This is a genomic window from Klebsiella sp. K5-306 (genome assembly GCF_051835185.1).
Classification (GTDB): Bacteria; Pseudomonadota; Gammaproteobacteria; order Enterobacterales; family Enterobacteriaceae; genus Klebsiella; species Klebsiella oxytoca.
Genome location: NZ_JAIFJY010000013.1, coordinates 123,480 through 150,439, shown reverse-complemented (window position 1 = coordinate 150,439; position 26,960 = coordinate 123,480). Strand labels below are relative to the sequence as shown.

Below are 26,960 nucleotides of genomic sequence, written 5' to 3'. Positions count from 1 at the left end.
TTTGCCTGTTCCCCAGGTTAAAAGAGGGGGAGACCGAAAGGCAAGAAACCGGAGATCAATCTGGAAAAGCGTTCGCAACTTTTCACCTGTGGCCTTCCCGGAGGCGGCGCTGCGCGCCTGTCCGGGCTACCCGCTCCCGCCAATCCCAAATCTTCACTCAACTGTAATCTGAACGACATCTGCGCCTTCTACTGTCTGGGCAGGACGGAGGAGGTGCCGCTATGTTTAGTCTCGACAATGTCATCGATGACCTGTGGCCTCAGGCAAAGCCAGCGCTCTGGCAGAAAAAGGTGCTGAAAAAGCTCCTGCATGAGGAAGAGTTTCAGCAGTTTGCCGCGCGTCATCATCACCTGAAAGGACTGGATACGGTCGAACAGGTGCTCGAACATCTTAATATCCGCTGCGCTATCCCGGCGCACGATCTCGAACAAATCCCCGAACATGGTCCGCTGGTCATCATCGCCAACCACCCCACCGGTACACTTGACGGCCTGGCCCTGCTCTACGCGGTGTCCCGCGTGCGCCGCGACGTCAAAGTGGTCACCAACCGCATGCTGACTCACCTTGAACCGCTGAGCTCGCTGTTTATTCCGGTCGATAATATCAATGGCCGCACCGCCAAAGCGGCGTTGCAGCAGATGGACCAGCAGTTGCAAAACGGCGGCGTGCTGATTTTCTTCCCGGCCGGCGAAGTTTCACGCCTCACCCGGCGCGGTATTCGTGATAAAAAATGGCACTCCGGATTTATTAAGCTGGCGGCGAAATACCGCGCCCCGCTGCTGCCAGCGTGGATCCGCGCGCGCAACAGCGCACTGTTTTACGCCAGTACCCTGATGTCCGAGAATCTGCCGTTACTGCTGCTGATGCAGCAAATGTTCCGTCGCCGCAACAGCAGCCTGCCGGTGAATATTGGTCAACAGATAACCTGGTCAAACTGGTTCAATCCGCAAAGCTCTTCTCGGGAACTGACCGAGCGCTGCTATCGCCACCTGGAGCTACTCGGCAAAGGGCTGCCGGGTATATTCAAAACCGAAAGCGCTATCGCCCGTCCCGAAGACCGCGCCCTGCTCAAGCGCGAGCTGGGGAAGGCTGAAACGCTGGGACACACAGCGGATGGTAAAGTCATCTATCTCTGGCAGCGCCGCGGCCAGGAAGATGCGCCGATACTGCGCGAGCTGGGCCGTCTGCGGGAAATCGCCTTCCGCGCGGTGGGGGAAGGCAGCGGCAAACGTCGCGACGTTGACGTTTATGACGACGACTATCTGCAGCTGATTCTGTGGGATGAGGAAGATCTTGAGATCGTCGGCGCTTACCGTTTTATGCCAACCGCAATACAGCTGGAAAAGCGCGGCCTGAACGGCATCTACAGCTACAGCCTGTTTCATTACGACGCGCGCATGGACGATATTCTGCAACACGGCATTGAACTGGGTCGCAGTTTTATCCAGCCGCGTTACTGGGGCCGCCGCGGGCTGGACTACCTGTGGTCCGGCATTGGCGCGTATCTGGCGCGCTATCCGCACTATCGCTATCTGTTCGGCCCGGTGTCGATTTCCGGCGGGCTGCCGCCGTCGGCGCGCGATCTGCTGGTGGCTTTTTATCGGCTGTGGTTCCCGGCGACGCATCCGCTGGCAGAGTCGCGGCGTCCTTATCCGGCCTCGCTGCCCGATGTACTGGCGCAGTTTGGCGGAGAAGATTACAACGACGACCTGGCGCGGCTAAAGTCCCTGCTCGGCAACCTCGGTTGCGCGATCCCGCCGCTGTATAAACAGTACTCAGAAGTCTGCGAGCCGGGCGGCGTGCAGTTTATCGATTTCGGCAGCGACCCGGATTTCAACAACTGCGTGGATGGGCTGGTGCTGGTGGATTTGACCTATCTGAAGGCCAACCGCTATCAGCGCTATATTGGGGTACATCTGGACGCGCAAAAATCGGCATAAAAGCCTTTTCCCGGAGGCGGCGCGTTGCGCCTGTCCGGGCTGCAGTGCGTTTATCGTAGGTTGTTTCCCGGCTTATGGCACATTGCGCCTTAGCCGGGCTACGGGTTAACCGCGTTCTGCGGAGCGGTAGCCCGGACAAGGCGCGTTAAGCGCCGCCTCCGGGAAACAGCGCACAATGCAGCGGCCACTTTCCTCCTCGGCTCGCGGCTGATGCCTTAGCCGGGCTATAGAAATTAACCAGCCCGGTAATACGGCTTGTCCCCGAGAATCGTCGCCCGGTGCATAATGCGCCGCTGCGGCAGGTAATCGGCGTTGGCGTAGTGCTGGGTGACGCGGTTATCCCAAATCGCCACGTCGTTCGGCTGCCAGCGCCAGCGCACCTGAAAGTCCGGTTTAGTGACGTGAGCAAACAGGAAGCCGAGCAGCGCCTCGCTCTCTTTCTCCGTGACGTCAACGATGCGGGTGGTAAAGCCCTCATTGACAAACAGCGCCTGTTTACCGGTCACCGGATGGGTACGCACTACCGGATGTAGCAGCGGCGGATTTTTCGCGACCGCCTCCAGCCAGCGCTGATGCTCCTCTTCGCTTTTACGATATTTATACTCCTGAAACGATTTGCGGAAATCATGCTCCGCGTGCAGGCCGCTTAACAGCTGGCGTAAAGGCCCGGAGAGTGCCTCATAGGCCGCAATGCCGCTGGTCCACAGGGTGTCGCCGCCGGTTGACGGCAGCTCTTTTGCCGCGAGGATCGCCCCGGCGGGCGGCGTCTCAATGAAGGTGACATCGGTGTGCCAGTTATCGTTATCCGGCGGGTTATCGTCGTGGGTATCAAGCACGATAATCTCATCGACGCCGGGCGCATGCGGATAGACCGGATGAATATGCAGGTCGCCAAAGCGCAGGGCGAGATCCCGCTGCTGTTCGGGAGTGATATTCTGCTCGCGCAGGAACACCACCTGATGACGCAGCACCGCGTGATACAGCTGCTCAAACTGGTTGTCGCTCAGCGGGCGGGTAATATCGACGCCGGATACCTGCGCGCCAATATACGGCCCCAGCGGGGTAATGCTTAAACGTTCGCTCATTGTACTTCTCCATGCCAGGGCGTCAGTCGACGCTGCAGCGCGCGCAGCCCCAGTTCCAGTAAAAAGGCGATGATGGCAATCACCGCGATCCCGGCCAGCACCACGTCGGTGGCGAGGAACTCACCGGCGGACTGCACCATAAAACCTAACCCGCGGGTGGCGGCAATCAGCTCCGCGGCCACCAGCGTCGACCAACCCACGCCGAGCCCAATTCGCAGGCCGGTGAGGATTTCCGGCAGCGCGCCGGGCAGGATCACCAGCCACAGCACCTGCGCCCGGCTGGCCCCTAAAGATTGCGCGGCGCGAATGCGCACCTGCTGGGCACTCTTTACGCCCGCCAGCGCCGACATCGCCACCGGCGCGAATATCGCCAGGTAGATCAACAGGATCTTCGAGGTCTCGCCGATGCCGAACCAGATCACCATCAGCGGTAAATAGGCCAGCGGCGGCACCGGGCGATAAAGCTCGATCAGCGGGTCGAGGATCCCGCGTACCGTGGGGCTCAACCCCATGGCGATCCCGACCGGCACGCCGAGCAGTACCGCCGCCAGCAGCGCGATAACGATACGCGTCAGGCTCGCCGCCAGGTGCTGCCAGAGGGTGGCGTCCATAAAACCCTGCGGACCGGCAATAGTGATAAGTTTCTGCAATACCTGCCCCGGCGGCGGCAGAAACAGCGGGCTAATCAGCTGCAGGGCGGCAACGGCCCACCAGATAGCCAGCAGTACCGCCAGGGTCGCCGCGCTGAGAGTGAGCTGACGCGAGAACGGCCAGCGCCACTTCAGCCTCCGCTGACGCGGTTTATCATTGATGACCACGCTCATGAGAAAGCCTCCCGTTGTTCAAATACCCGGCTGAGGACGTACTCGCGCTGTTCGATAAACCGCGGGTCCGATTTAATGCTGCGGCAGGATTCGCCGGCCACAAAGCGGCGGCCAAAATCGAGCGGCAGCCGTTCGAGCACCCGGCCCGGCCCCGGCGAAAGCAGTATCAGCTCGGTGGCCATAAACACCGCCTCTTCTATATCGTGGGTGATCAGCAGTACCTTCTTGCCGGTCTCATGCCACAGGCTGAGCAGCAGGGTTTGCATCTGCTCGCGGGTAAAGGCATCCAGCGCACCAAACGGCTCGTCGAGAAGCAGCAGCTGCGGATTGGCCGCCAGCGCGCGGGCAATGCCCACCCGCTGACGCTGGCCGCCGGAAAGCTGCCAGATAAAGCGCTTTTCCGCCCCTTCGAGGCCGACTTTTTTCAGCATCCGCGCGGCGGTTGCCCGGCGCTGCGTTTTGTCGACGCCCGCCAGCTGTAGCCCGAGCGCGACGTTATCCTGCACGTTGCGCCACGGCAGCAGCCCTTCATTCTGAAAGACCACGCCGCGATCGGCTCCCGGCCCTTCAACCCGCCTGCCTTCAAGAGTGATGCTGCCGTGCTGATAAGGCACGAATCCGGCAATCAGGTTCAGCAGCGTGGTTTTACCGCAGCCGGAAGGCCCGAGGACCACCAGCAGTTCACCGCTGTCCAGCGTCAGGTTGATATCCGCCAGCGCTGGTTTACCGCCGTAGTCGGCGGAAAGATGCGAGATTTGCAGCATCATGATCTCCTTTACTTCACAAAACGGTCGGTAACGTACTGGCTGTAATCGCTTCCCGCTGCGGGGACTTTACCCTGCTCTTTCAGGAATTTAGCGGTGTCGATGATGGCTTTATTCACCGGCCCGTTCAGCTCCTGCGCCTGCTGGGCGGCGGTCAGATAGGTATTGCCTTTCACCAGCCCCGGCACGTCGGCTTCCGGTACGCCGCTCAGGCGCGCCAGCTTGCTGATGTTTTCCGGCTGCTTCAGCCACTCATCCGGGTTGGCGATATAGGGCTGCTGCGCGTCAATGGCGCTTTTGGCGAAGGCTTTGACAATATCAGGATGCTTTTCGGCAAAGTCTTTGCGTACCACCCACACGTCCAGCGTCGGCGCGCCCCACTCCCCCACCTGCGACGAGTCGGTGAGAACCGTGCCGTCTTTTTCCAGCGCGTTGACCGCCGGCGCCCATACGTAGGCGCCGTCAATGTCGCCGCGCTGCCAGGCGGCAATAATCGCCGGCGGCTGCAGGTTGAGGATCTGCACCTGCCCCGGTTTAATCCCCCAGTGCTTCAGCGCCGACAGCAGGCTGTAGTGAGTCGTAGAGATAAATGGCACGGCGATGCGTTTGCCAATCAGATCCTGCGGTTTGGTGATGCTCTTTTTGACCACCAGCGCTTCGGAGTTACCGAGCTTTGAGGCCAGCAGAAAGACTTCAATCGGCACCTGCTGGGTGGCGGCGACTGCCAGCGGGCTGGAGCCGAGGTTGCCGATCTGCACGTCGCCGGAAGCCAGCGCCCGCACGATGCTCGCGCCGCTGTCAAACTTGCGCCAGTCGACGGTCGCCCCGCTCGCTTTGGCGAAGGTGTTGTCCGCCTGGGCGACTTTCGCCGGTTCGGCGGAGGTCTGATACGCCACGGTGACGTTCACCGCCTGGGCCTGGAATGCCGCCAGCGCCAGCGCGGCAATGAGTGTGATACGCGATGATAGTGCCATAGTGTCTGCTTCCCATAGTTGTTATGGGTGCAGTATTTCCGGCGCGATGCGTTTGATGAAGTAATTAAAAATTCTTGCTAAGAACAAAGCGTTTTTAGAAAAAAATCGGCAATGCTTATACACAAAATCATTCATGCTGCATCGAGGCGGCAAGGTTGTTCGTCCCCGGGAGCTGACATAAGTCAGTGACCGGGGCGGGCAAACGAAGCCAACAAAGAGGCAGCTTGAAGGATGAAGTGTATTGCGATTTTGTTACATTCATTGCATAACTGCGCCTGATTGATTGCCAGCGCAGCGGCGGCAGGCATCATAGAACCATGATGCGCTAAGAGAGAAGAAACATGATTCGAGTGGTGCTGGTCGATGACCATGTGGTGGTGCGTTCAGGCTTTGCGCAGTTACTCAGCCTCGAAGAGGATCTCGAGGTGGTTGGCCAGTTCAGCAGCGCGGCGGAAGCCTGGCCGGCATTATTGCGCGACGACGTCAACGTGGCGGTCATGGATATCGCCATGCCGGATGAGAACGGCCTGAGCCTGCTAAAGCGCCTGCGCGCGCAAAAGCCGCAGTTTCGCGCCATTATTCTCAGCATTTACGACACCCCGGCCTTCGTGCAGAGCGCCCTTGATGCCGGCGCCAGCGGCTATCTGACCAAACGCTGCGGCCCGGAAGAGCTCGTGCAGGCGGTGCGTTCCGTCGGTATGGGTGGACACTACCTGTGCGCCGATGCCCTGCGGGCGCTGCGCGGCGGAGAGCAACCGGCGCAGGTGCTCGAGGTGCTCACCCCGCGTGAACGCGAAGTGTTTGATTTGCTCGTTAAAGGCGACAGCGTCAAGGAAATCGCCTTCAAGCTCGATCTCAGCCACAAGACGGTGCACGTTCATCGCGCCAACGTGCTGGGCAAACTGCAGTGCCACAGCACCATTGATCTGGTCCATTTCGCCCTCGACCACCAGCTGCTGGCGGGTCATTAATGTCGCGCAGCCTTCGCCACAGCGTCATCTCGCTGTTCATCGTGCTGGCCTGGGGAAGCGGCTGGCTGATGCTGTGGACGCTCGGGTTTTACCTGACCCATAACGGCCAGCAGGCGGCGCTGTTCCTGCCTCACGGCGTCTATCTGGCGCTGCTGATCCTGCTTTCGCGCCGCTACTGGCCCGCGCTGGTGCTGCCTCCCGTGTTGATGCTGTTCTGGCTGCACGGCGAACAGCTGCTGAACGGCTATATTCTGCTGGCCGCGCCGTTGATCGGCCTGCTTCCCGCCGGCATCGCCCAACAGTTCTGGCACCGCTTCCCCCTTTACTGGCAGCGGCTGACGCTGCTGCTGGCCACGGTCACCGCCAGCGCGCTGCTCAACACCGCCCTGCTCTCGCCGTTTGTGAAAAGTCCGGCGATGATGCTCGGTCTGGCCTCGTTTACCGGCGGGGTGCTGCTGACGCCGTTTGTCTATCTGATTTTTGAATTCCTGCGCCAGCAGCACCGCTACCACCTGCTGGGGCTGGATACCAATAATCCGCCGCTGCGCACCTCATTGATCATCTGGTGCAGCCTGTTCTTTATTATCGGCATCGGCACCCAAATGGTTCTGTCGCCGGAAATCGAGCGTCTGCTGTTAATTGTGGTGTTTCTGCCCAACGTGGTGATGGCGTGGAAGTTCGGCTGGCAGGGCGGCGTTCTCTCCGGTCTGCTGGGCAGCATGATGATCACCATTGCCCGCCAGGTTGGCGTCGGATTCAGCAACCTGGTGGAGCTGGAGATTTTTCTGGCGACCCAGGCGCTGCTCGGTATCGGGCTGGGGATTGCCATCAGTCGCCAGCAGCACCTGGCGCAAAACCTGCACCACTATCGCCAGCGGCTGGAGGCGGAGCTGGCGGCGCGGCGGGCGCTAACCGAAAAGCTGATCCATACCGAAGAGGATACGCGCAAAAGCCTGGCGCGCGAGCTGCACGACGAAATCGGCCAGAATATTACCGCCATTCAGATCCAGTCGCAGCTGGTGAAGCGAGCGCGCGATCCGGCGCAAACCCAGGCCGCCGCCAGCCAGATTAACGATCTCGCCCGGCGTATTCACCACTCTACCCGCCAGCTGCTGCGCCAGCTACGCCCCCCGGCCCTTGATGAACTGTCGTTTAAAGAGGCGCTGCACCATTTGCTCAATGAGTTTGCCTTTGCCGAGCGCGGTATCCGCTGCCGCTTTGACTACCGGCTCACCGCCACGCCGGAGAGCGAAACGGTACGTTTTACCCTCTATCGGCTGCTACAGGAGCTGCTTAACAACGTCTGTAAACACGCCGACGCCAGCGAGGTTGCCATTGCTCTGTATCAGCAGGGGACGCTGCTGCGCCTGGAGGTCAAGGACAACGGCATCGGTATCAGCCCCGACAAAATGGCCGGCTTCGGCATTCAGGGCATGCGTGAACGGGTCAGCGCCCTGGGCGGAGAGCTGACCCTGGAGTCGCAGCATGGGACGCGGGTAATTGTTAACTTGCCCACAAATTTGCAACAAACAGCCGGCTAACCAGGAAAAAGTCTTAGTCACTCCGGACTTTCTCTCATCCCCTTTCGATTTCACTTTCATATAGTCAGCAAAACGGAGACGGCGATGCGCTCAGCAACCGACATTAATCAACATTACCGGACGCTGCGTCCGCAGCTGCTGATGTACATGGTCATCGGATATGCGGCGTTTTACCTGACGCGCAAAAGCGTCAACTACGTATTGCCGGCGCTGCAAACGGATCTGGGTCTGGATAAAGGCGATATCGGCCTGCTGGGATCGCTGTTTTACCTGACCTACGGTCTGTCGAAGTTTACCGCCGGACTGTGGCACGACAGCCACGGGCAGCGCTGGTTTATGGGCGTGGGCCTGTTCGCCACCGGTCTGCTGAACGTGGTGTTCGCCTTCGGCGAATCGCTGACGCTGCTGCTGGCGGTCTGGACGCTGAACGGATTTTTTCAGGGCTGGGGCTGGCCTCCCTGCGCCCGCCTGCTGACCCACTGGTACTCGCGCAACGAACGCGGCTTCTGGTGGGGCTGCTGGAATATGTCGATCAATATCGGCGGAGCGATTATCCCGCTGATTAGCGCCTTTGCCGCCCACTGGTGGGGCTGGCAGGCGGCGATGCTGGCACCGGGGACGATCAGCATGGCATCAGGCATCTGGTTAACGCTGCACCTGAAAGGAACGCCCCGCGAAGAGGGATTGCCGTCAGTAGGCCGCTGGCGTAACGACCCGCTGGAGCTGCGCCAGGAGCAGCAAAGCCCGCCGATGGGGCTATGGCAGATGCTGCGCACCACGATGCTGAAGAATCCGATGATCTGGCTGCTGGGCGTCTCTTACGTGCTGGTCTATCTGATCCGCATCGCGCTCAACGACTGGGGCAACATCTGGCTGACGGAGAGCCACGGCGTCAATCTGCTCAGCGCCAACGCCACGGTGATGCTGTTTGAAGCGGGCGGTCTGCTCGGGGCGTTGTTCGCCGGATGGGGCTCGGATCTGCTGTTCAGCGGCCAGCGGGCGCCGATGATTTTACTGTTCACGCTGGGGTTGATGGTCTCCGTCGCCGCGCTTTGGCTGGCGCCGGTCCATCACTACGCGCTGCTGGCGGTGTGTTTCTTTACGGTGGGCTTCTTCGTTTTTGGCCCACAAATGCTGATTGGCCTCGCGGCGGTGGAGTGCGGACACAAAGCGGCGGCGGGTTCAATTACCGGATTTCTTGGCCTGTTCGCCTATCTGGGGGCAGCGCTGGCGGGCTGGCCTCTGTCGCTGGTCATTGAACGCTACGGCTGGTCGGGCATGTTCAGTTTACTCTCGGTCGCCGCAGTTCTGATGGGTTTATTGCTGATGCCGCTGCTGATGGCGAGCATTACTACCTCTGCTGCTCAAAGGATAAAATAATGAAAAAAACGCTGGTCACTACCCTGATTGCTTCCGGCATTGCGCTGGCGACGTTAAGCGGCGCGGCGCACGCCAAAGGTCGTCTGGTGGTCTATTGCAGCGCCACCAACGAAATGTGTGAGGCGGAAACCAAAGCCTTCGGCGAAAAATATGACGTAAAAACCTCATTTATTCGCAACGGTTCCGGCAGCACGCTGGCGAAGGTCGATGCCGAGAAGAAAAACCCGCAGGCGGATGTCTGGTACGGCGGCACCCTCGACCCGCAGTCCCAGGCCGGTGAAATGGGCCTGCTGCAGCCCTATAAATCGCCCAATCTTGCGCAGGTGATGGAGCAGTTCCGCGATCCGGCGAAGCTGAAAGGCAACTACTCCTCGGCGGTGTACGTTGGCATACTCGGCTTCGGCGTGAACACCCAGCGCCTGAAAGAGAAAAATCTGCCGGTGCCGAAATGCTGGAAAGATCTGACTAAACCGGAATATAAAGGCGAAATTCAGATTGCCGACCCGCAGAGTTCCGGCACCGCCTACACCGCGCTGGCGACCTTCGCCCAGCTGTGGGGGGACGATCAGGCTTTCGATTATCTCAAACAGCTTAACGCTAACGTCTCCCAGTACACGAAGTCCGGTATCGCCCCGGCCCGCAACGCCGCCCGCGGTGAAACGGCCATCGGCATCGGCTTCCTGCACGACTATTCGCTGGAAAAAGAACAGGGCGCGCCGCTGGAGCTGATCTCGCCGTGCGAAGGCACCGGCTATGAAATTGGCGGCGTCAGTATCCTGAAGGGCGCGCGCAACCTCGACAACGCCAAACTGTTTGTCGACTGGGTGCTGTCGAAAGATGCCCAGGAGCTGGCGTGGAAGAAAGGCAAGTCTTATCAGATCCTGACCAACACTACCGCCGACACCTCGCCGAACTCGCTGAAGCTCGACGACCTGAAGCTCATCAACTATGACATGGATAAATACGGCTCAACGGACGTGCGTAAAGCGCTAATCAATAAATGGGTTAGCGAAGTGAAGATGGGTAAATAAGCCCGCATTGCGTTCATTTGCCGGGTGGCGGCATCACTGCCCTACCCGGCCTACGACACCGGAAAACTTATGTCACACACACTTGCACTCCATCCCGTGAAAAAGCGGGATGCGATATTCCTTTGGGTTTTATTCGGCTGGCTGGCGTTTGCCCTGCTGCCGAGCTGGAGCCTGGATTACGGTCTGCTGGAGTCCACGAGCGATGAAATTCTCGCGGCCTACGGCTGGTCACAGTTCAATATCAGCTGGCTGTGGTATCTGTTACCGAGCCTGCTGCTGATTCGTCCCTTTCAGGAAGCCAGGCGGGAGCAGCGCAGCCGCCACTATCTCGATGCTGGCTGGGCGTTCTGCTGTATGGCGTTTATCGTCGTCAGCGCCACCGTGGAAGGCCGCGGATTAGGCTACGCCACCATCGTGCTGTTTGTCGCGCTGGGGGCCATCATGACCCTGGCGCTCACCCGCCTGGAATGGCTGGGGGGCGACCGCTTTGTCATTGGTTCGCTGGTCACCATCGTGGCGTTAATCGGCGTCTTTATCGTCTGGCCGAGCATCGCTATTTTCATCCCGATGTTCACTAACGACGCCGGCGAGTTTGCCCCGCTGGCGTTTATGGCCGTGCTGTCGCAGGCGCATATTGTCCAGGTGATCCTCAACTCCATCGCCCTGTCGATTGCGGTAGGCATCGGCTGCACTTTCTTTGGTCTGGTGCTGGCGATTTACACCACCCGTATCGCCCAGCGCAGCGCGATTATTGGCCGCATTTTCTCGATTCTGCCGATCGTCACCCCGCCGTTTGTCGTCGGTCTCGGCGTTACCCTGATGATGGGCCGTTCCGGCTACGTCACCGAACTGATGGTCGACTGGTTTGGCTTAACCAACACCAACTGGCTGTACGGATTTACCGGCATCTGGCTGGCGCAGGTGCTGGCGTTCACCCCGATGGCGTTTATGATCCTCGACGGCGCGATTAAGACCATTCATCCGTCGCTGGAGGAGGCGTCGTACACCCTGCGCGCCAGCCGCTGGCAGACCTTCAACGGCGTCTTCGTCCCGCTGCTGAAACCGGCGCTGGCGAACGCGTTTTTAATCGTCATCGTTCAGTCGCTGGCCGACTTCAGCAACCCGCTGGTGCTCGGCGGCAACTTCGACGTACTGGCGACGCAAATCTACTTCTATATCACCGGTTCGCAGCTCGATTATCAGGCCGCCAGTACTCTCGGCGCATTCCTGCTGCTGTTCTCGCTGCTGGTGTTCTGCATTCAGTATATGTGGATCGGCAAGCGCTCTTACGTCACGGTTTCCGGCAAGTCCTACCGTGGCGACGTGCAGCCGCTGCCGGTGACCCTGGTGTGGAGCGTGATCGCCATTCTGGCGGTGTGGATCGCCTTCAACGCCCTGCTCTACGGCAGTATTTTCTACGGCAGCTTTACCGTTAACTGGGGCGTGGACTACACCCTGACGCTGGATAACTTTATCAAGCTGTTCGGCCAGGGGATGAGCGACGGCGCCTGGCCTTCGCTGCTCGATACTCTGCTTTACGCCGGGATCGCCGCGCCCATCACCGCCGCCTTCGGCCTGCTGATCGCCTGGATCGTAGTGCGACAGCAGTTTAAAGGCAAAAAGACCATCGAGTTCACCACCATGCTGTGCTTCGCGGTGCCGGGCACCGTGGCGGGCGTCTCCTATATTCTCGCCTTTAACAGCGCGCCGGTGTACCTCACCGGAACGGCGGCGATTGTGATTATCTCGATGGTCATGCGTAACGTGCCGGTGGGCATTCGGGCAGGTATTGCCGGTTTAGGCCAGATCGACAAATCGCTGGACGAAGCGTCGCTCAGCCTGCGCGCGGGTTCCCTGCGCACCATTACGCATATCCTGCTGCCGCTGCTGCGCCCGGCGATCCTCTCGGCGCTGATCTACAGCTTTGTGCGCGCCATTACCACCGTCAGCGCCATTGTGTTCCTCGTGACGCCGGACACCCGCGTCGCTACCGCCTATATCCTCAACCGGGTGGAAGACGGCGAATACGGCGTGGCGATCGCCTACGGATCGATTCTGATCGTCGTGATGCTGGCGATTATTTTTATCTTTGACTGGCTGATCGGGGAAGCGCGTATCTCCCGGTCAAAAGCCAAAAACCAGGCGTAATGGAGCGCACTATGAGTCAGAAAAATTTTGTTGAGCTGCGCAACGTCACCAAGCGATTCGGCAGCAACACGGTTATCGACAATATCAATCTCACCATCCCTCAGGGACAAATGGTGACCCTGCTCGGCCCTTCCGGCTGCGGCAAGACCACCATTCTGCGCCTGGTCGCCGGGCTGGAAAAACCGAGCGAAGGACAGATTTTCATCGATGGCGAAGACGTTACTCATCGCTCCATTCAGCAGCGCGACATCTGTATGGTATTTCAGTCTTATGCCCTGTTTCCGCATATGTCGCTGGGGGACAACGTCGGCTACGGTCTGAAGATGCTCGGCGTGTCGCGCAGCGACGTGAAAGCGCGGGTGAAGGAGGCGCTGGCGATGGTGGATCTGGAAGGATTCGAAGATCGCTATGTCGATCAGATCTCCGGCGGTCAGCAGCAGCGCGTGGCGCTGGCGCGCGCCCTGATCCTCAAGCCAAAGGTGCTGCTGTTTGATGAGCCCTTAAGCAACCTCGATGCCAACCTGCGGCGCAGCATGCGCGATAAGATCCGCGAGTTACAGAAGCAGTTTGATATCACCTCGCTGTACGTGACCCACGATCAGAGCGAAGCCTTTGCGGTTTCCGATACCGTGCTGGTGATGAATAAGGGACATATCATGCAGATCGGCTCGCCGCAGGATCTTTACCGCCAGCCCGCGTCGCGCTTTATGGCGAGCTTTATGGGAGATGCCAACCTGTTCCCGGCCGCCTTTAGCGAGGATTTTGTCGATATTTATGGCTATCGGCTGCCGAGGCCGCCGAATTTTGCCGCCCAGGGCGAGGGCAGCGTCGGCGTGCGCCCGGAGGCAATCACCCTGAGCGATCGCGGCGAGGAGAGCCAGCGCTGCACGATTCGCCACGTGGCCTATATGGGACCGCAGTACGAGGTGACGGTAGAGTGGCACGGGCAGGAAATTTTGCTGCAGGTGAACGCGACGCGGCTGCAGCCGGATGTCGGCGAGCACTATTATCTCGAAATCCACCCGTACGGGATGTTTGTGTTAGCGGATGCCGGGTGATTGATGCCGGGTAGCGCTTACGCTTACCCGGCCTACGATTCGTGCACGTTGTAAGCCGGGTAAGGCATCAGCCGCCACCCGGCGCAAACTCAACGCCGCGCGTTCAGTTCGGCAATATCCTTCGGCGTCGTGCGGCAGCAGCCGCCAATCAGCTTCGCCCCCGCCGCCAGCCACTGGGGTAAATATTCCGCCAGCGTTGCACAGGCTTCGCCGTGGCGATGCCAGGTCTTGGATACCGCGTCATAGTGCTCCCCGGAGTTAGGATAAACCACCAGCGGCAGCGCCGTCAGGCTATGCAGATGCGCCAGCGCGGCGGTGGTGTTTTCCAGCGCGATACAGTTAATGCCCAGCGCCACCACCTGCGGATAGTTTGCCAGCACGGCAACCACTTCCCGCAGCGGCGTGCCGTCGCTGAGATGCTGCGCATCGCGCAGGGTAAACGAGAACCATGCCCGCGCGCGCGGATAGGCAGTCAGCAGCTCCGCCAGCGCCTTCATCTCGGCGAAATTCGGCATCGTTTCACAGGCCAGCAGATCGGCCCCGGCGTCGAGCAGCGCTTCCACGCGCGGACGATGAAATGCCTGAAATTCCTCATCGCTGCGGACATAATCGCCGCGATACTCCGAGCCGTCCGCCAGGAAGGCGCCGTACGGCCCGACCGAACCGGCAACCAGCAACGCGCCCGCCTGCGGGTTTTCCGCCAGATACGCTTCCCGCGCCTTGCGGGCCAGCTCAACGCTTTTGCCGATCAGCGCTTTCGACTGCGCTTCATCAAGGCCGAGGGCGGCAAAACCTGCCGGAGTGGCCTGATAGCTGGCGGTGATCGCCACCTGCGCGCCGGCGCGGAAATAGTCGAGGTGAACTTCGCGGATAAGCTCCGGGTTGTCGACCAGCACTTTCGCCGACCACAGGCTGTCGGCAAGATTGCAGCCGCGCGCTTCCAGCTCCGTCGCCATCGCGCCGTCCAGCAGGATAAAGGGCTTTGCGTCGAGGAGGGCGGTTAACGGATTATTCTGCGACATGTTGAGGCTCCTGGGTGAGTTTCCGTGAACGAGTCAGATAATACGCACCATAACACAGTGCCACGAACGGGATCCCGCACCACAGCGCAATCCTCTGACTCGGGTCAAACGCCAGACCCACGCAGGCTACCAGGCAAAGCACAAATCCCAGCACCGGCACCAGCGGATACCACGGCGCGCGATAGTGCAGTTCGCTTAGCGCCTTCCCCTGCTGCAGATGGCGACGGCGGAACATAAAGTGCGAGGCGCAAATGCTCAGCCATACCGCCACCACCGCAAAACCGGAAATCGCCGACAGCGCGACAAACACCGTATCCGGGGCCACGACGCTGGAGAAAAGCGCCAGCACGCCGCCGAGCATGCTGACCGAAATCGCCGTCAGCGGTACCCCGTTCCTGGTCAATTTGGTAAAACAGGACGGCAGCGTTTTTTCATTGGAGAGCGACCACAGCATCCGCCCGGAGGCGTAAAGGCCAGAGTTGGCCGCCGACAGAATCGCCGTCAGGATCACAAAGTTAAAGATATCCGCCGCGTAGGGAATACCGACCTTTTCAAACACCAGCACAAACGGGCTTTTCTCGACTCCCGCCTGCTGCATCGGGATCAGCGCCGCCAGCACGAAGACGGTGCCGATGAAAAAGATAATCAGCCGGGCGATGGTGGTACGAATGGCCACCGGAATGACTTTATGCGGATTCTCCGTTTCCCCCGCCGCGATGCCGATAAGCTCGGTGCCGGAGAAAGCGAAGTTAACCGCCACCATGGTCATCAGGATCGGCAGACCGCCGTGCGGGAACCAGCCTTCGGCGGTGATATTGCGCAGCCCCGGCGCCGGAGAGCCATCCTGCATCGGAATGATGCCAAAGATCGCCGCCCCGCCGAGAATAATAAAGGCGATAATGGTGACCACCTTCACCAGCGAGAACCAGAATTCACCTTCGGCAAAGAAGCGGGTGGAGATAACGTTGAGCGCGAAAATCACCGCGCAGAACACCACGCACCAGACCCATACCGGCACCTGCGGGAACCAGTACTGCATGCAGAATCCGGCGGCGGTGAAGCTTGAGCCAAGCGCGACGGTCCAGGTCAGCCAGTAGAGCCAGGCGACGGTATACCCGGTCGCCGGGCCGAGATAGCGCGCGGCGTAGACGTGAAACGCCCCGGTTTCCGGCATCGCCACCGAAAGTTCGCCCAGACACTGCATCACCAGCCAGACCACTAGCGCGCCAATCAGATAGGCCAGCAGCGTGCCCGCCGCTCCGGTGGTGGAGATGATATAGCCGGTATTAAAAAATAGCCCTGTGCCAATAACGCCACCCAGCGACAGCATGATCAGGTGGCGAGTCTTCATGGTGCGCTTAAGCTGCCCACCTTGTTGTTGTGTTGTTTGCATTTGACCCCACGGGCGTATAGACATCTAAACATCCAGATAAGAGGTTCCTTATACCCCGCCTGTCGCCAAATTGCAAAGCCGCCGGGCCTGTCATCTATGCATTCGCCCAAATCATCATCGCCACTTATGGGCAGAATAACGACAAAAGAGAAACCGTGATCGCCGCCCTCATTAAATCAAAACATTGGTGCTAATTTTACAAAACAACAAACCAAAAAAGGATAATGCCATGATACCCCGCGCTTTGCCTCTGTGGGCCGCCGCTGCCGCCGTCGGCCTTCTACCGCTGCACGCCGCTCAGGCCGCGAGTTCCGTGAAGTTTCCCGATAAAGTCTGTGATATCACCCACTACGGCGCAGAAGGCCATCGGCTGCAAATCGCGCTCAACACCGATGCCATTCAAAAAGCGATTGATGACTGCGCCGCCGCCGGAGGGGGAACGGTGCTGGTGCCGAAAGGTAATTTCCTCACCAACCCGCTGTTTCTGAAGAATAATATTCAGCTTAAGCTGGAGAAAGACGCCACCCTGGTGGCCTCAACCGAAGTGGCTGCCTATCGCGGCGATGATAAAACGCGATACGCCGAAGCGGAAAACGGCTGGCTGCCGTTTATCAGCATCGCCGACGCGCAAAACGTGGCCATCGTCGGTGAAGGCACTATCGACGGCCAGGGCGCGGTGTGGTGGGAACGCTGGCGGGAAAATATCCGCGCCACCGGCAAGAAAGGCGGTACCGACCGGCCACGGCTGATTTATATCACCCGCGCCAGCAACGTGCTTATCGACGGCGTGACCCTCACCCATTCACCCAGCTTCCACGTGGTCACCCGCTACGCGCACGATGTCGATATCAACGGCACGCGTATTCTTTCGCCGTGGCATGCGCCGAACACCGACGCCATCGATCCTATCGATAGCCAGAATATCCGTATTACCAACAACTATATCGACTGTAACGACGACCATATTGCCATCAAGGCGGAGAAAGCCGACCCGCGCTTCCCGGACGGCGTGGTGGATAACATCTATATCGCCAACAACACTCTGAAGCAGGGGCGCGGGATCTCCATCGGCAGCGAGAGCGCAGGCGGCGTGAATAACGTGCTGGTGGAAAACAATACCTTCGAAGGTTCGATGTACGGCATTCGGATTAAAAGCCCGCGCGGCAAAGGCGGCGAGGTAAAAAATATCGTCTACCGTAATACCAGAATGCATAACGTTGAGGTGCCGCTGGTGTTCTCCGCCTATTACAAAGCCGCGCCGATTGTGCAGGCCGAGGTCGATAAGTTGTTGCAGGCAGGCGGCTTTACCCTCGGCGAGCAGATCTATCCGCCGGACAGCGACCCGAAACAGCCGTTCGATAAATACAAGACTCCGCACTTCAGTAACATCACCGTTGAGAATTTAACCTCCACCGGCGACAGCAAAGCGGCGGCCTATATTATCGGTACCCCGGAAGCGCCGCTCAGCGGTTTCCATTTTAGCAACGTCAATATTGAAGCCGACCGCGGCCTGCGCATTCGCAATGCCGAGCTGGAGAGTAAAGGACTTAACCTGCAGGTGAAAGCAGGTCCGGTAATTCAACAAGACGCTGGCGCCATCGTGCACCAGTAACGCCATATTTGCGGGCAGCTGCACCACGGCGACTCTTCCGCCGGGCGCGGTCTGCCCCTTTTTTGATCCTCGTTGGCGTAGAGCCTGGCCCAACAGGCGTAATCGTTGCAGACCGTTTGGACACGGACAGCGCGCAAGAACCGGAGCGTACACGTAGTACGTGAGGATGGTTCGCTACGCTCCCCCTGCGGGCCGCCCTGAAGGGCGTTCAACACTCTGTGAGTATTGTCTGAGCACTGCCCAGGGCCAAACTGGCAAATAAGATAGCCCTAATGGGATAGGTTCTTAAACCGCCGCGTTTATCGGTGGTATGCCCTGGCATTCTCTTTGCAACCCTCCCGATATCTTTATCTGGCGAGGCAACGAACATGACAGAGCAAACCACAACGCTTAAAAGAACGCTCGGCAGTTTCCGCTTATGGGGGATCGCCGTTGGGCTGGTTATTTCCGGGGAGTATTTTGGCTGGAGCTACGGCTGGTCCCAGGCCGGGACGCTGGGCTTTCTGATCGTCGCGCTGGCCATCGCCGCGATGTACTGCGCCTTTATTTTTAGCTTCACCGAGCTGACCACCGCCATTCCGCATGCGGGCGGACCTTTTGCCTACGCCTACCGCGCCTTTGGCCCCACCGGCGGGTTTATCGCCGGCTTCGCGACCCTGATTGAATTCGTCTTCGCCCCGCCCGCCATCGCTATGGCCATCGGCGCCTATCTGAACGTGCAGTTTCCGGCGCTCGACCCCAAATGGGTGGCCTGCGGCGCCTATATTATCTTTATGACGCTGAATATTCTCGGCGTGGGGATTGCCGCCACCTTTGAGCTGGTGGTGACGTTATTAGCGATTTTCGAACTGCTGGTGTTTATGGGCGTGGTCGCGCCGGGCTTCTCCTGGAGCCATTTTACCGCTAACGGCTGGGCGGGCGCGGAAAGCTTTAGCGGCCTGGCGCTGCCGGGCATGTTTGCCGCCATCCCGTTCGCGATCTGGTTCTTTCTGGCGATTGAAGGCGCATCGATGGCCGCCGAAGAAGCTAAAGATCCGCAGCGCACTATTCCCCGGGCGCTGGGCGGCGGCATTCTGACCCTGACCGTACTGGCGATAGGCGTGATGGTCTTTGCCGGCGGCGTCGGCGACTGGCGAACCCTGGCCAATATCAACGACCCGCTACCGCAGGCGATGAAAATGGTGGTCGGCAACAGCAGCGGCTGGCTGCATATGCTGGTGTGGCTGGGGCTGTTTGGCCTGGTGGCCTCGTTCCACGGGATTATCATGGGCTACTCGCGGCAGATTTACTCTCTGGCGCGCGCGGGCTATCTCCCCGCCGGGCTGGCGACGCTGAACCGCCGCACCCGCACGCCGCATCTGGCGATCCTCGCCGGGGGCGTGGTCGGCATCGCCGCCATTTTCTCCGATTCGCTGATCACCATTAGCGGGATGCCGCTGACCGCCTGTATCGTCACGATGTCGGTATTTGGCGCTATTGTTATGTATATCACCTCGATGGCGGCGCTGTTTAAGCTGCGCCGCAGCGAGCCGAAGCTGATTCGACCGTTCCGCGCGCCGCTCTATCCGTGGGCGCCGGCCTTCGCGCTGGCCATGGCGGTGCTCTGCCTGGTGGCGATGGTCTGGTACAACACGCTGCTGGCGCTGATTTTCGCCGCCATGATGCTCGGCGGCTACCTGTGGTTTCGCAAGACCGCAGCGGCTCGCCAGCGCGCGGCGGTGGATCCGCAGCTGCGTACGGTCTCCTGAGGAGGCGACACATGTATAAAACCACGCTATCGGGCCAGGTATGGCGCTTTGAGAGCCTGAAAACCCTACTGGCGAAGGCCTCCCCTGCGCGTTCCGGCGACGCGCTGGCGGGCGTTATCGCCGGCTCCGCCGAAGAGCGGATGGCGGCAAAAATGGCGCTGGCGGAGGTTCCGCTCACCGAGATTCTCGATAATCCGCTGATTCCCTACGAGCAGGATGAGGTGACCCGGCTGATCCTCGATACCCACGACGCCCGGGGCTTCGCGGCGATTCGCCATCTTACGGTCGGCGATTTTCGCGACTGGCTGCTCGACGACGCCACCGATGAAGCGGCGCTGCGCCAGGTCGCCCGCGCGATAACCCCGGAGATGGCCGCCGCGGTCAGCAAGCTGATGCGCAATCAGGATCTGATCCTCGCCGCCAGCAAATGCCGGGTCGTCACCCGTTTTCGCAACACTATCGGCCTGCCGGGGCGCCTGAGCGTGCGCCTGCAGCCCAATCACCCGACCGATGACCTCAAAGGCATCGCCGCCAGCATGCTCGACGGCCTGCTGTATGGCGCAGGAGACGCGGTGATCGGCATCAATCCGGCCAGCGACAGCCTGCCGGTGCTGGCGCAGCTGAACCATATGCTTGACGATATCATTCAGCGCTTCGCCATTCCGACCCAGTCGTGCATTTTGACCCACGTCACCAACACCCTGCAGCTGATTGAGCGCGGCGCGCCGGTGGATCTGGTGTTCCAGTCGGTGGCCGGTACCGAAGCCGCCAACAGCGGTTTTGGCATTAATCTGGCGCTGCTGCAGGAAGCGCGGGAAGCGGCGCTTAGCCTGAACCGCGGCACGCTGGGCAACAACGTGATGTATTTTGAAACCGGCCAGGGCAGCGCTCTTTCCGCCAACGCCCATCACGGCGTTGACCAGCAGACCTGCGAAGCCCGGGCCTACGCCGTCGCCCGTCATTTTGAGCCGCTGCTGGTCAATACGGTGGTGGGCTTTATCGGCCCGGAGTATCTGTACGATGGTAAGCAGATTATCCGCGCCGGGCTGGAAGATCACTTCTGCGGCAAGCTGATGGGGCTGCCCATCGGCTGCGACGTTTGCTACACCAATCACGCCGAAGCGGATCAGGACGATATGGATACCCTGCTGACGCTGCTTTGCGCGGCCGGGCTGACCTTTTTGATCGGCGTACCGGGGGCAGACGATATTATGCTCAACTACCAAAGCACCTCGTTCCACGATGCCCTTTACGCCCGCCGACTGCTGGGTTTACAGCATGCGCCTGAGTTCGCCGACTGGCTGACGAAGATGCAGATTATTGACCGCCACGGCGCGCTGCGTCTGACCGATGCCCGCCATCCGCTGCTTTCCGTCCTGCCGCAAGGAGAACCGGTATGAATCCTCCCGACGCCTGGAACCCGCTGCGTGAGTTTACCGATGCGCGGATTGCGCTGGGACGCAGCGGCGCCAGCCTGCCGACCCGCGAAGTGCTGAATTTCGGCCTCGCCCACGCCCGGGCGCGCGATGCTATCCACCAACCTTTCGCCAGCGACCAGCTTGTTCAGCCGCTGGCGGAGCTGGGGCTGTCGACGCTGACCGTCCGCAGTGCCGCCAGCGATCGCCATGTCTATCTGAATCGCCCGGATTTGGGGCGACAGCTGAATGAAGAGAGCCGCGCCGACCTCGCCGCCAGCGGCGCGCGCCCCGCCGACCTGCTGCTGGTGATTGGCGACGGGCTGTCGTCGTACGCCGTGCAGCGCCAGGCAGTGCCGCTGATTCGCGCCCTGCTGCCCTATCTGAAAACCCTCGGCCTGAGCCTGGCCCCGGTGGTGCTGGCGCACCAGTCGCGGGTCGCGCTCGGCGATGATATAGGCGAAACGCTGAAGGCCAGAGCGGTGGCGATATTGATTGGCGAACGGCCCGGGCTCTCTTCGCCGGACAGCCTCGGAGTGTATTTAACCTGGCAGCCGCATCGTCAGCGTCTGGAGTCGGAGCGCAACTGTATTTCTAATATCCGTCCGGAAGGGCTGAGCTTTGATGCCGCCGCTTTTAAGCTGGCCTGGTTACTGGAGCAGGCCTTTTTGCGGCGGCTTACCGGAGTGCGCCTGAAAGACGAAAGCGATAATCCTGCGCTGCATGGAAAAATAAAACCGTTGAGCCAGCTAAAATAATAAACCAGGCGGACAGCAGAATAGATTTTTAATATTACCGGGCGCACCTGGATATTATTTTCGGGTGCGCGCTGGCATTGCGGATTTTGCAGGCCGGGTAAGGCGTCAGCCGCCCCCGGCATAATGCGTTCACCGTACCCAAAACAGGGTTGTCATCAGCCTTATGCCCTTTCCTGCAGGTAATAAGAATATTGCATGAGTAAAAACGAAACGGACGTTGTAAGGTAAATCTGCATACCAAATATATCTCGTTATCTATTCAATATAACAGCCAATAATTCGCCGGATATCCAGGTGAATTATTTCTCAATGTTATGCAGTCATTGATGGTTAAAGATATACCCAAAATAATTCGAGTTGCAGGACAAAACGGTTAACCGTTTTGAACAGCGCTTGCGCTGGCCCTGAAAGGGTGAGTCCCGTAGGGGCGAATCACGCGGCGACGCAGGGAATCCCCAGGAGCTTACTCTAGTAAGTGACTGGGGTGAGCGAGGAAAGCCAACGCACATGCAACTTGAAGTATGAAGGGTATAAATAATCGACCGACGGTGAGGTAAAAATGAACAAGTTTTCCGGGAAAGCGTCTTTAATGGCCACGCTGGTTGCCGCGTGGGTCGGTGCCAGCAGCGCGCAGGCGGCTGAAATTAAAATTGGCGTGGTCTTGCCGCTGAGCGGCGCGCTGAGCGGCTACGGACAACCTTCGCAAAAAGGGCTGGATATCATCCAGAGCATTACGCCGACGTTAAAAAACGGCGACACCGTGAAGCTTATCGTGATTGACGATAAGAGCGACAAGGTCGAAGCCGCTAACGCCATGCAGCGCCTGGTCTCCAGCGATAAAGTCGACGCGGTGATCGGCGAAGTCACCTCCTCCAATACCCTGGCGATGACCAAAATCGCCGACGACAGTAAAACGCCGCTGGTCTCCTCAACCGCCACCAACGACCGCGTCACCCGCAACCACCCTTACGTCAGTCGGGTCTGCTTCTCCGACAGCTTCCAGGGCGTGGTCGGCGCTAACCTCGCCTCGCGCGATCTGAAGGCTAAAACCGCCGCCATCGTCTTCGACAGCAGCAACGACTACTCCGTTGGCCTGGCGAAAGCCTTCCGCACGCAGTTCCTGAAAAACGGCGGCACCATTCCTATCGAAGTTCAGGCTCCCGGCGGCAGCAAAGACTTTAAGGCCCAGCTGGCCAGCGTGAAGGCGAAGAACGTCGACATGATCTATATGCCGATCTACTACACCGAAGGGGCGCTGATCGCCGTACAGGCGAAGCAACTGGGGCTGAGCAAGCCGGTGGTCGGCGGCGACGGGCTGGCGGCGGATCAGGTCTTTTTTGACGTCGGCAAAGACGCGGTCAACGGCTATATGACCACCGACTACTACTCGCCGAACGCCAAAGAGCAAACGCCGGCGGGCGAGGTGTTTATCAAAGCCTGGGAAGCCAAATACCAGCAGCCGACCCATACCTGGGGCGCGATGGCGGCGGACGCCTATAACGTCATTATCAACGCCATGAACCAGTGCAGCGACCCGCGCGACCGGGTTTGCGTTAACGAAAAAATTCGCGCTACTAAGGACTTCCAGGGCGTAACCGGTACGCTGACGTTACAAAACGGCGACGCTATCCGCAGCGCGGTCATCAACGAAGTGAAGGATGGCAAGCTGGCGTTTCGTACCGTGGTTAATCCTTAACCCCGTCATACTTCAAGTTGCATGTGCGCTGGCTGTGTTACTCGGCTCATCCATGAGCATCGCCCCTACGGGGCCAGCGCAAGCGCTGTTCAAAACGGTTAACCGTTTTGTCCTGCAACTCGAATTATTTAGGGAAAATAAGAGAGATATCAGATGGATGGTGCCATTTTTCTCCAGCAAGTGGTCAATGGAATGAGCCTTGGGGGCATGTACGCCCTGATTGCCATCGGTTATACGATGGTTTATGGGGTGCTGCGCCTGATCAACTTCGCCCATGCGGACGTGATGATGGTCGGGGCGTTTACCACCCTGTTTTTGTTTTCTTCCATTGGACTACCCTTCGGGGTAGCCGTTTTCCTGACCCTCGCGCTGTGCGGCCTGTTCGGCATGCTGATCGACCGGGTGGCCTATCGCCCGCTGCGTCAGGCATCAAAAATCTCGATGCTGATCACCGCCATCGGCGTCAGCTTCTTCCTCGAAAACCTGTTCAACGTGCTGTTTGGCGGCAGCTCGCGCTTCTTTTCCGCACCGGAATTTTTCAACAACACTCGCGCCTTTGGTGACGTGATTATCACCAACGTGGCGTGGATCGTACCGCTGATCACCGTCCTGCTGCTGCTGGCGATCCTCTGGCTGCTGTACCGCACCCGCTACGGGATGGCGATCCGCGCGGTGGCCTTCGACGTTAATACCGTCCGCCTGATGGGCATCGACGCCAACCGCATTATCTCGCTGGTGTTCGCCCTCGGCAGCAGCCTCGCGGCGCTGGGCGGGGTGTTCTACTCCATCAGCTACCCGACCATCGACCCGCTGATGGGCGTGCTGATCGGCCTGAAGGCCTTCGCCGCCGCGGTGCTCGGCGGAATCGGCAGCGTCACCGGCGCGGTGCTCGGCGGCTTTATTCTCGGCTTTACCGAGGTGGTGGCGGTCGCCCTCTTTCCCGAGCTGGGCGGCTACAAAGACGCTTTTGCCTTTATGTTCTTGATTCTGGTCCTCTTATTCCGCCCGGTTGGCATTATGGGCGATGAACGTCTGGAAAGGAGCCGTTTCTGATGCTCAACGCTACGACTACCGCCGGGGCGCAGCTGCGCAACCTGGTCATTATTGCTCTCTGCGTCGCGCTGCTGGCCGGGATCAACGTCGTCTTCAACGACTACATTATTCGCGTCATCAGCACCATTTTCGTCTTTATGATCCTCGCAGTCAGCTATAACCTGATCAACGGCGTGACCGGCCAGCTGTCGCTGGAGCCCAACGGCTTTGTGGCGGTCGGCGCTTACGTCACCGCCCTGCTGATCCTCCCCAGCGACAGCAAGCTGGATATGTTTGAGATGGCCGCGCCCAGCCCGTGGATCCTCGTGCTGCACGCCGGGTTCCTGCCCGCGCTGCTCATTAGCGGCCTGTGCGCGGCGGCGCTGGCGGTTTGCCTTGCCCTGCCGGTCTTCCGCGTGCGCGGCGACTACCTGGCGATTGTGACCCTCGGCTTCGGCTTTATCATTAAAATCCTCGCAATCAACAATCCGCAGATCACCAACGGCGCGATTGGCCTCAACGATATTCCGCAGCAGCCGCATCTGCTGTTCTGGTGCGGGCTGTTCGCCCTGCTGGCGACCGGGATGATTTTGCAGCTGGTGTGGTCGAAGTACGGGCGAATGATGAAAGCGGTGCGCGACGACGAAGACGCCGCTATCGCCATGGGGGTGAACACGTTTCGCATTAAAACCTGCGCCTTCGCCACCAGCGCCTTCTTCGAAGGGATCGGCGGCGGCCTGCTGGCCTCGCTGCTGACCACCATCTCGCCGGGCCTGTTCGACTTTATGCTTACCTTCCAGCTGCTGATTATTATCGTGCTCGGCGGCCTGGGCAGCACCACCGGCGCGCTGCTTGGCACCGTACTGGTGGTCGGCAGCGGCGAGTGGCTGCGCTTTCTCGACCAGCCGCTCCAGTTCTTCGGTCACGATCTCGGCGCGTATCCGGGCCTGCGGATGGTGGTGTTCTCGCTGCTGCTGCTGATCATCATGCTGTTCGCCCGCGAAGGTCTGTTGGGCAAAAAAGAGATTTGGCAGGTGGGCAAAAGGAGACGCGGCGATGGCGCAAAATAAGGTCATTTTACAGGTGCAGGACGTGACCATGCAGTTCGGTGGCCTGCGGGCTATCGACAGCGTCAGTTTCCACGTCGACGAGGCGGAAATTTTTGGCCTGATTGGCCCCAACGGCGCGGGCAAAACCACGATGTTCAACGTCATCACCGCCAACTATAAACCGACCAGCGGCAGCGTGACCCTCGCGGGAAAATCGCTAAAAGGGCTGAAGCCGAACCGGGTGGTCAACGCCGGGATTGCCCGCACCTTTCAGAATATCCGCCTGTTCAACTCGATGACGGTATTAGAAAACGTGATGGTTGGCCTCGACAGCGCCAGCCGCTATTCGCTGCTGGAAGCGGCGCTGCATATCGGCCGCTACTACCCCGCCGAGCGGGCGGCAAAGGCCAAAGCGATGGCGATTCTGGACGATATCGGTATCGCCCATTTCGCCGACGTGCAGGCCACCAACCTTAGCTACGGCAACCAGCGCAAGGTGGAGATCGCCCGCGCGCTGGCGACCTCGCCAAAATTACTGCTGCTCGACGAACCCGCCGCCGGGATGAACCCGAAGGAAACGGAAGATCTGGCAGACCTGATCTTCCGCATGCGTAACGACTATCAGCTCAGCGTCCTGCTGATCGAGCACGATATGCCGTTCGTCAACAAGCTGTGCGAGCGGGTGATGGTGCTGGAGTACGGTAAGCCGCTGTTTAGCGGCCTGATGTCGGAAGCCATTGAGGATCCGGGCGTGATTTCCGCTTACCTGGGGGACGTTCGTTATGCTTAGCGCGCGCGAATTAAACGTGTTTTACGGCGTGATTCAGGGACTAAAAGGCGTTGATATTGATATTTACGACCGGGAGATCGTTACCCTTATCGGCAGCAACGGCGCGGGGAAAACCTCAACCCTCAACGGCATCGTCAACCTGGTGCGCTCCACGGGGCGGGTCAATTTTCTCAACGAGGATATCTCCCGCAGCCAGACGCATCAGATTGTGCGTAAGGGGCTGGCGCTGGTACCCGAAGGACGGCGCATCTTCACCAACCTGACCATCGAAGAAAATCTGCGCATGGGGGCCTACAATAATCTCGCCGGCTTTACCCGCCTGCGCGATCGCATGTACAGCCTGTTTCCCCGCCTCAAGGAGCGGCGTGCTCAGATGGCGGGCACCATGAGCGGCGGCGAGCAACAGATGCTGGCTATCGCCAGAGCGCTGATGAGCGAACCGGTACTGCTGATGCTCGATGAGCCAAGTCTCGGGCTGGCGCCGAAAATTGTCGGGGAGCTGTTCGCCACGATTAGGCAGCTGCGGGAGGAGAATATTACCGTGCTGCTGGTGGAGCAAAACGCCACGGCGGCGTTGACCATCGCCGATCGCGCGTATGTGCTGGAGAATGGGAAGATTATGCTCTCGGGTCCTGCGCAGGAGGTGCTGGCGAATCCGGAAATCAAGCGGATGTATCTGGGGGGATAAAGCTGTTCAGGGCTGCGGCTTCGCTTCCTGCGTCGCCGCAA

The 26,960-nt window shown here is 59.6% G+C and carries 22 protein-coding genes and 1 pseudogene; 16 read left to right on the top strand and 7 right to left on the bottom strand.

What is annotated here, in order from left to right; all coding sequences use genetic code 11:
* Positions 1-221: 221 nt before the first annotated feature.
* Complete coding sequence (locus K2184_RS19815; RefSeq protein WP_004099355.1) at positions 222-1,940, top strand: lysophospholipid acyltransferase family protein; 1,719 nt, start codon at positions 222-224, stop codon at positions 1,938-1,940.
* Between the two features lie 233 nt (positions 1,941-2,173).
* Here K2184_RS19815 and tauD read toward each other — a convergent pair whose 3' ends face one another.
* The 4 genes from tauD to tauA are packed head-to-tail and all read right to left on the bottom strand — an operon-like array spanning position 2,174 to position 5,587.
* A complete protein-coding gene (gene tauD, locus K2184_RS19810) occupies positions 2,174-3,025 on the bottom strand; it encodes a taurine dioxygenase (protein ID WP_004099353.1) in 852 nt (283 codons plus the stop codon).
* Positions 3,022-3,849, bottom strand: coding sequence for a taurine ABC transporter permease TauC (tauC, locus tag K2184_RS19805; RefSeq protein ID WP_004099351.1), 828 nt, complete (start codon positions 3,847-3,849; stop codon positions 3,022-3,024). The genes tauD and tauC overlap by 4 nt, the downstream gene beginning before the upstream one ends.
* Complete coding sequence (tauB, locus tag K2184_RS19800) at positions 3,846-4,613, bottom strand: taurine ABC transporter ATP-binding subunit (protein ID WP_016808629.1); 768 nt, start codon at positions 4,611-4,613, stop codon at positions 3,846-3,848. The genes tauC and tauB overlap by 4 nt, the downstream gene beginning before the upstream one ends.
* An 11-nt stretch (positions 4,614-4,624) precedes the next feature.
* Entirely contained in the window at positions 4,625-5,587 is a 963-nt protein-coding gene (gene tauA / locus K2184_RS19795; protein ID WP_004099349.1) for a taurine ABC transporter substrate-binding protein, read from the bottom strand.
* Between the two features lie 341 nt (positions 5,588-5,928).
* On the opposite strand from tauA, the gene K2184_RS19790 reads away from it, so the two are divergent.
* The 6 genes from K2184_RS19790 (at position 5,929) to fbpC (ending at position 13,716) form a co-directional block, all read left to right on the top strand.
* A complete protein-coding gene (locus K2184_RS19790; protein ID WP_004099348.1) occupies positions 5,929-6,558 on the top strand; it encodes a response regulator transcription factor in 630 nt (209 codons plus the stop codon).
* A complete protein-coding gene (locus K2184_RS19785; RefSeq protein WP_004099347.1) occupies positions 6,558-8,099 on the top strand; it encodes an MASE1 domain-containing sensor histidine kinase in 1,542 nt (513 codons plus the stop codon). Before K2184_RS19790 ends, K2184_RS19785 begins: the two co-directional genes overlap by 1 nt.
* A 60-nt stretch (positions 8,100-8,159) precedes the next feature.
* A complete protein-coding gene (gene uhpC / locus K2184_RS19780) occupies positions 8,160-9,479 on the top strand; it encodes an MFS transporter family glucose-6-phosphate receptor UhpC (RefSeq protein ID WP_224226429.1) in 1,320 nt (439 codons plus the stop codon).
* Positions 9,479-10,510: an ABC transporter substrate-binding protein gene (locus K2184_RS19775; protein WP_004099345.1), complete on the top strand. Its 1,032-nt coding sequence runs from the start codon at positions 9,479-9,481 to the stop codon at positions 10,508-10,510. The genes uhpC and K2184_RS19775 overlap by 1 nt, the downstream gene beginning before the upstream one ends.
* A gap of 69 nt (positions 10,511-10,579) precedes the next feature.
* Positions 10,580-12,658 carry an ABC transporter permease gene (locus K2184_RS19770; protein ID WP_004099344.1) on the top strand — a complete coding sequence of 693 codons (2,079 nt, stop codon included), beginning with the start codon at positions 10,580-10,582 and terminating at the stop codon, positions 12,656-12,658.
* Positions 12,659-12,669: 11 nt separating this feature from the next.
* Complete coding sequence (gene fbpC, locus K2184_RS19765; protein WP_134882982.1) at positions 12,670-13,716, top strand: ferric ABC transporter ATP-binding protein; 1,047 nt, start codon at positions 12,670-12,672, stop codon at positions 13,714-13,716.
* Positions 13,717-13,805: 89 nt separating this feature from the next.
* Here the strand turns inward: fbpC and mmuM are convergent, their stop codons facing one another.
* Positions 13,806-14,738 (bottom strand): homocysteine S-methyltransferase, encoded by a 933-nt coding sequence (gene mmuM, locus K2184_RS19760; protein ID WP_023329345.1) that lies wholly within the window; start codon positions 14,736-14,738, stop codon positions 13,806-13,808.
* Positions 14,725-16,131: an S-methylmethionine permease gene (gene mmuP / locus K2184_RS19755; protein ID WP_024273818.1), complete on the bottom strand. Its 1,407-nt coding sequence runs from the start codon at positions 16,129-16,131 to the stop codon at positions 14,725-14,727. The genes mmuM and mmuP overlap by 14 nt, the downstream gene beginning before the upstream one ends.
* Positions 16,132-16,360: 229 nt before the next feature.
* Here mmuP and K2184_RS19750 point away from each other — a divergent pair, with 229 nt between their 5' ends.
* The 4 genes from K2184_RS19750 to eutC all read left to right on the top strand — a co-directional run bounded on the left by K2184_RS19750 (position 16,361) and on the right by eutC (position 21,664).
* Positions 16,361-17,743 carry a glycoside hydrolase family 28 protein gene (locus tag K2184_RS19750; protein ID WP_004110925.1) on the top strand — a complete coding sequence of 461 codons (1,383 nt, stop codon included), beginning with the start codon at positions 16,361-16,363 and terminating at the stop codon, positions 17,741-17,743.
* A gap of 368 nt (positions 17,744-18,111) precedes the next feature.
* Entirely contained in the window at positions 18,112-19,491 is a 1,380-nt protein-coding gene (gene eat, locus K2184_RS19745) for an ethanolamine permease (RefSeq protein ID WP_004099338.1), read from the top strand.
* Between the two features lie 11 nt (positions 19,492-19,502).
* On the top strand, positions 19,503-20,891 hold the full coding sequence (locus K2184_RS19740; RefSeq protein WP_004099337.1) for an ethanolamine ammonia-lyase subunit EutB: 1,389 nt from the start codon (positions 19,503-19,505) through the stop codon (positions 20,889-20,891).
* Complete coding sequence (gene eutC / locus K2184_RS19735; protein ID WP_004099335.1) at positions 20,888-21,664, top strand: ethanolamine ammonia-lyase subunit EutC; 777 nt, start codon at positions 20,888-20,890, stop codon at positions 21,662-21,664. Before K2184_RS19740 ends, eutC begins: the two co-directional genes overlap by 4 nt.
* 259 nt (positions 21,665-21,923) lie before the next feature.
* Here the strand turns inward: eutC and K2184_RS19730 are convergent.
* Positions 21,924-22,004: pseudogene (locus tag K2184_RS19730) on the bottom strand (hypothetical protein); the annotation flags it as partial.
* 249 nt (positions 22,005-22,253) lie between these two features.
* Between K2184_RS19730 and K2184_RS19725 the strand changes: the two are divergent.
* From K2184_RS19725 to K2184_RS19705, 5 genes are all read left to right on the top strand, one after another.
* Complete coding sequence (locus K2184_RS19725) at positions 22,254-23,360, top strand: ABC transporter substrate-binding protein (protein ID WP_026055932.1); 1,107 nt, start codon at positions 22,254-22,256, stop codon at positions 23,358-23,360.
* 153 nt (positions 23,361-23,513) lie between these two features.
* Positions 23,514-24,413 (top strand): branched-chain amino acid ABC transporter permease, encoded by a 900-nt coding sequence (locus K2184_RS19720; protein WP_004099333.1) that lies wholly within the window; start codon positions 23,514-23,516, stop codon positions 24,411-24,413.
* Positions 24,413-25,462 (top strand): branched-chain amino acid ABC transporter permease, encoded by a 1,050-nt coding sequence (locus tag K2184_RS19715; protein ID WP_004099332.1) that lies wholly within the window; start codon positions 24,413-24,415, stop codon positions 25,460-25,462. Before K2184_RS19720 ends, K2184_RS19715 begins: the two co-directional genes overlap by 1 nt.
* The gene (locus K2184_RS19710; protein WP_004099331.1) at positions 25,449-26,231 is read left to right on the top strand and encodes an ABC transporter ATP-binding protein; all 783 of its coding nucleotides are present in this window, start codon (positions 25,449-25,451) and stop codon (positions 26,229-26,231) included. Before K2184_RS19715 ends, K2184_RS19710 begins: the two co-directional genes overlap by 14 nt.
* Entirely contained in the window at positions 26,224-26,919 is a 696-nt protein-coding gene (locus tag K2184_RS19705) for an ABC transporter ATP-binding protein (RefSeq protein WP_004099330.1), read from the top strand. Before K2184_RS19710 ends, K2184_RS19705 begins: the two co-directional genes overlap by 8 nt.
* The last annotated feature ends 41 nt before the right edge of the window (positions 26,920-26,960 follow it).

Excerpts from the sequence above, each read along its gene's own strand:
- K2184_RS19815 (WP_004099355.1), top strand. The coding sequence starts at position 222 with ATGTTTAGTCTCGACAATGTCATCGATGACCTGTGGCCTCAGGCAAAG.
- tauA (WP_004099349.1), bottom strand. The coding sequence starts at position 5,587 with ATGGCACTATCATCGCGTATCACACTCATTGCCGCGCTGGCGCTGGCG.
- K2184_RS19775 (WP_004099345.1), top strand. The coding sequence starts at position 9,479 with ATGAAAAAAACGCTGGTCACTACCCTGATTGCTTCCGGCATTGCGCTG.
- K2184_RS19710 (WP_004099331.1), top strand. The coding sequence starts at position 25,449 with ATGGCGCAAAATAAGGTCATTTTACAGGTGCAGGACGTGACCATGCAG.
- tauD (WP_004099353.1), bottom strand. The coding sequence starts at position 3,025 with ATGAGCGAACGTTTAAGCATTACCCCGCTGGGGCCGTATATTGGCGCG.
- tauC (WP_004099351.1), bottom strand. The coding sequence starts at position 3,849 with ATGAGCGTGGTCATCAATGATAAACCGCGTCAGCGGAGGCTGAAGTGG.
- K2184_RS19770 (WP_004099344.1), top strand. The coding sequence starts at position 10,580 with ATGTCACACACACTTGCACTCCATCCCGTGAAAAAGCGGGATGCGATA.
- K2184_RS19705 (WP_004099330.1), top strand. The coding sequence starts at position 26,224 with ATGCTTAGCGCGCGCGAATTAAACGTGTTTTACGGCGTGATTCAGGGA.
- fbpC (WP_134882982.1), top strand. The coding sequence starts at position 12,670 with ATGAGTCAGAAAAATTTTGTTGAGCTGCGCAACGTCACCAAGCGATTC.
- K2184_RS19740 (WP_004099337.1), top strand. The coding sequence starts at position 19,503 with ATGTATAAAACCACGCTATCGGGCCAGGTATGGCGCTTTGAGAGCCTG.
- tauB (WP_016808629.1), bottom strand. The coding sequence starts at position 4,613 with ATGCTGCAAATCTCGCATCTTTCCGCCGACTACGGCGGTAAACCAGCG.
- eutC (WP_004099335.1), top strand. The coding sequence starts at position 20,888 with ATGAATCCTCCCGACGCCTGGAACCCGCTGCGTGAGTTTACCGATGCG.
- mmuM (WP_023329345.1), bottom strand. The coding sequence starts at position 14,738 with ATGTCGCAGAATAATCCGTTAACCGCCCTCCTCGACGCAAAGCCCTTT.
- K2184_RS19715 (WP_004099332.1), top strand. The coding sequence starts at position 24,413 with ATGCTCAACGCTACGACTACCGCCGGGGCGCAGCTGCGCAACCTGGTC.
- eat (WP_004099338.1), top strand. The coding sequence starts at position 18,112 with ATGACAGAGCAAACCACAACGCTTAAAAGAACGCTCGGCAGTTTCCGC.
- mmuP (WP_024273818.1), bottom strand. The coding sequence starts at position 16,131 with ATGCAAACAACACAACAACAAGGTGGGCAGCTTAAGCGCACCATGAAG.
- K2184_RS19790 (WP_004099348.1), top strand. The coding sequence starts at position 5,929 with ATGATTCGAGTGGTGCTGGTCGATGACCATGTGGTGGTGCGTTCAGGC.
- K2184_RS19725 (WP_026055932.1), top strand. The coding sequence starts at position 22,254 with ATGGCCACGCTGGTTGCCGCGTGGGTCGGTGCCAGCAGCGCGCAGGCG.
- K2184_RS19750 (WP_004110925.1), top strand. The coding sequence starts at position 16,361 with ATGATACCCCGCGCTTTGCCTCTGTGGGCCGCCGCTGCCGCCGTCGGC.
- K2184_RS19720 (WP_004099333.1), top strand. The coding sequence starts at position 23,514 with ATGGATGGTGCCATTTTTCTCCAGCAAGTGGTCAATGGAATGAGCCTT.
- K2184_RS19785 (WP_004099347.1), top strand. The coding sequence starts at position 6,558 with ATGTCGCGCAGCCTTCGCCACAGCGTCATCTCGCTGTTCATCGTGCTG.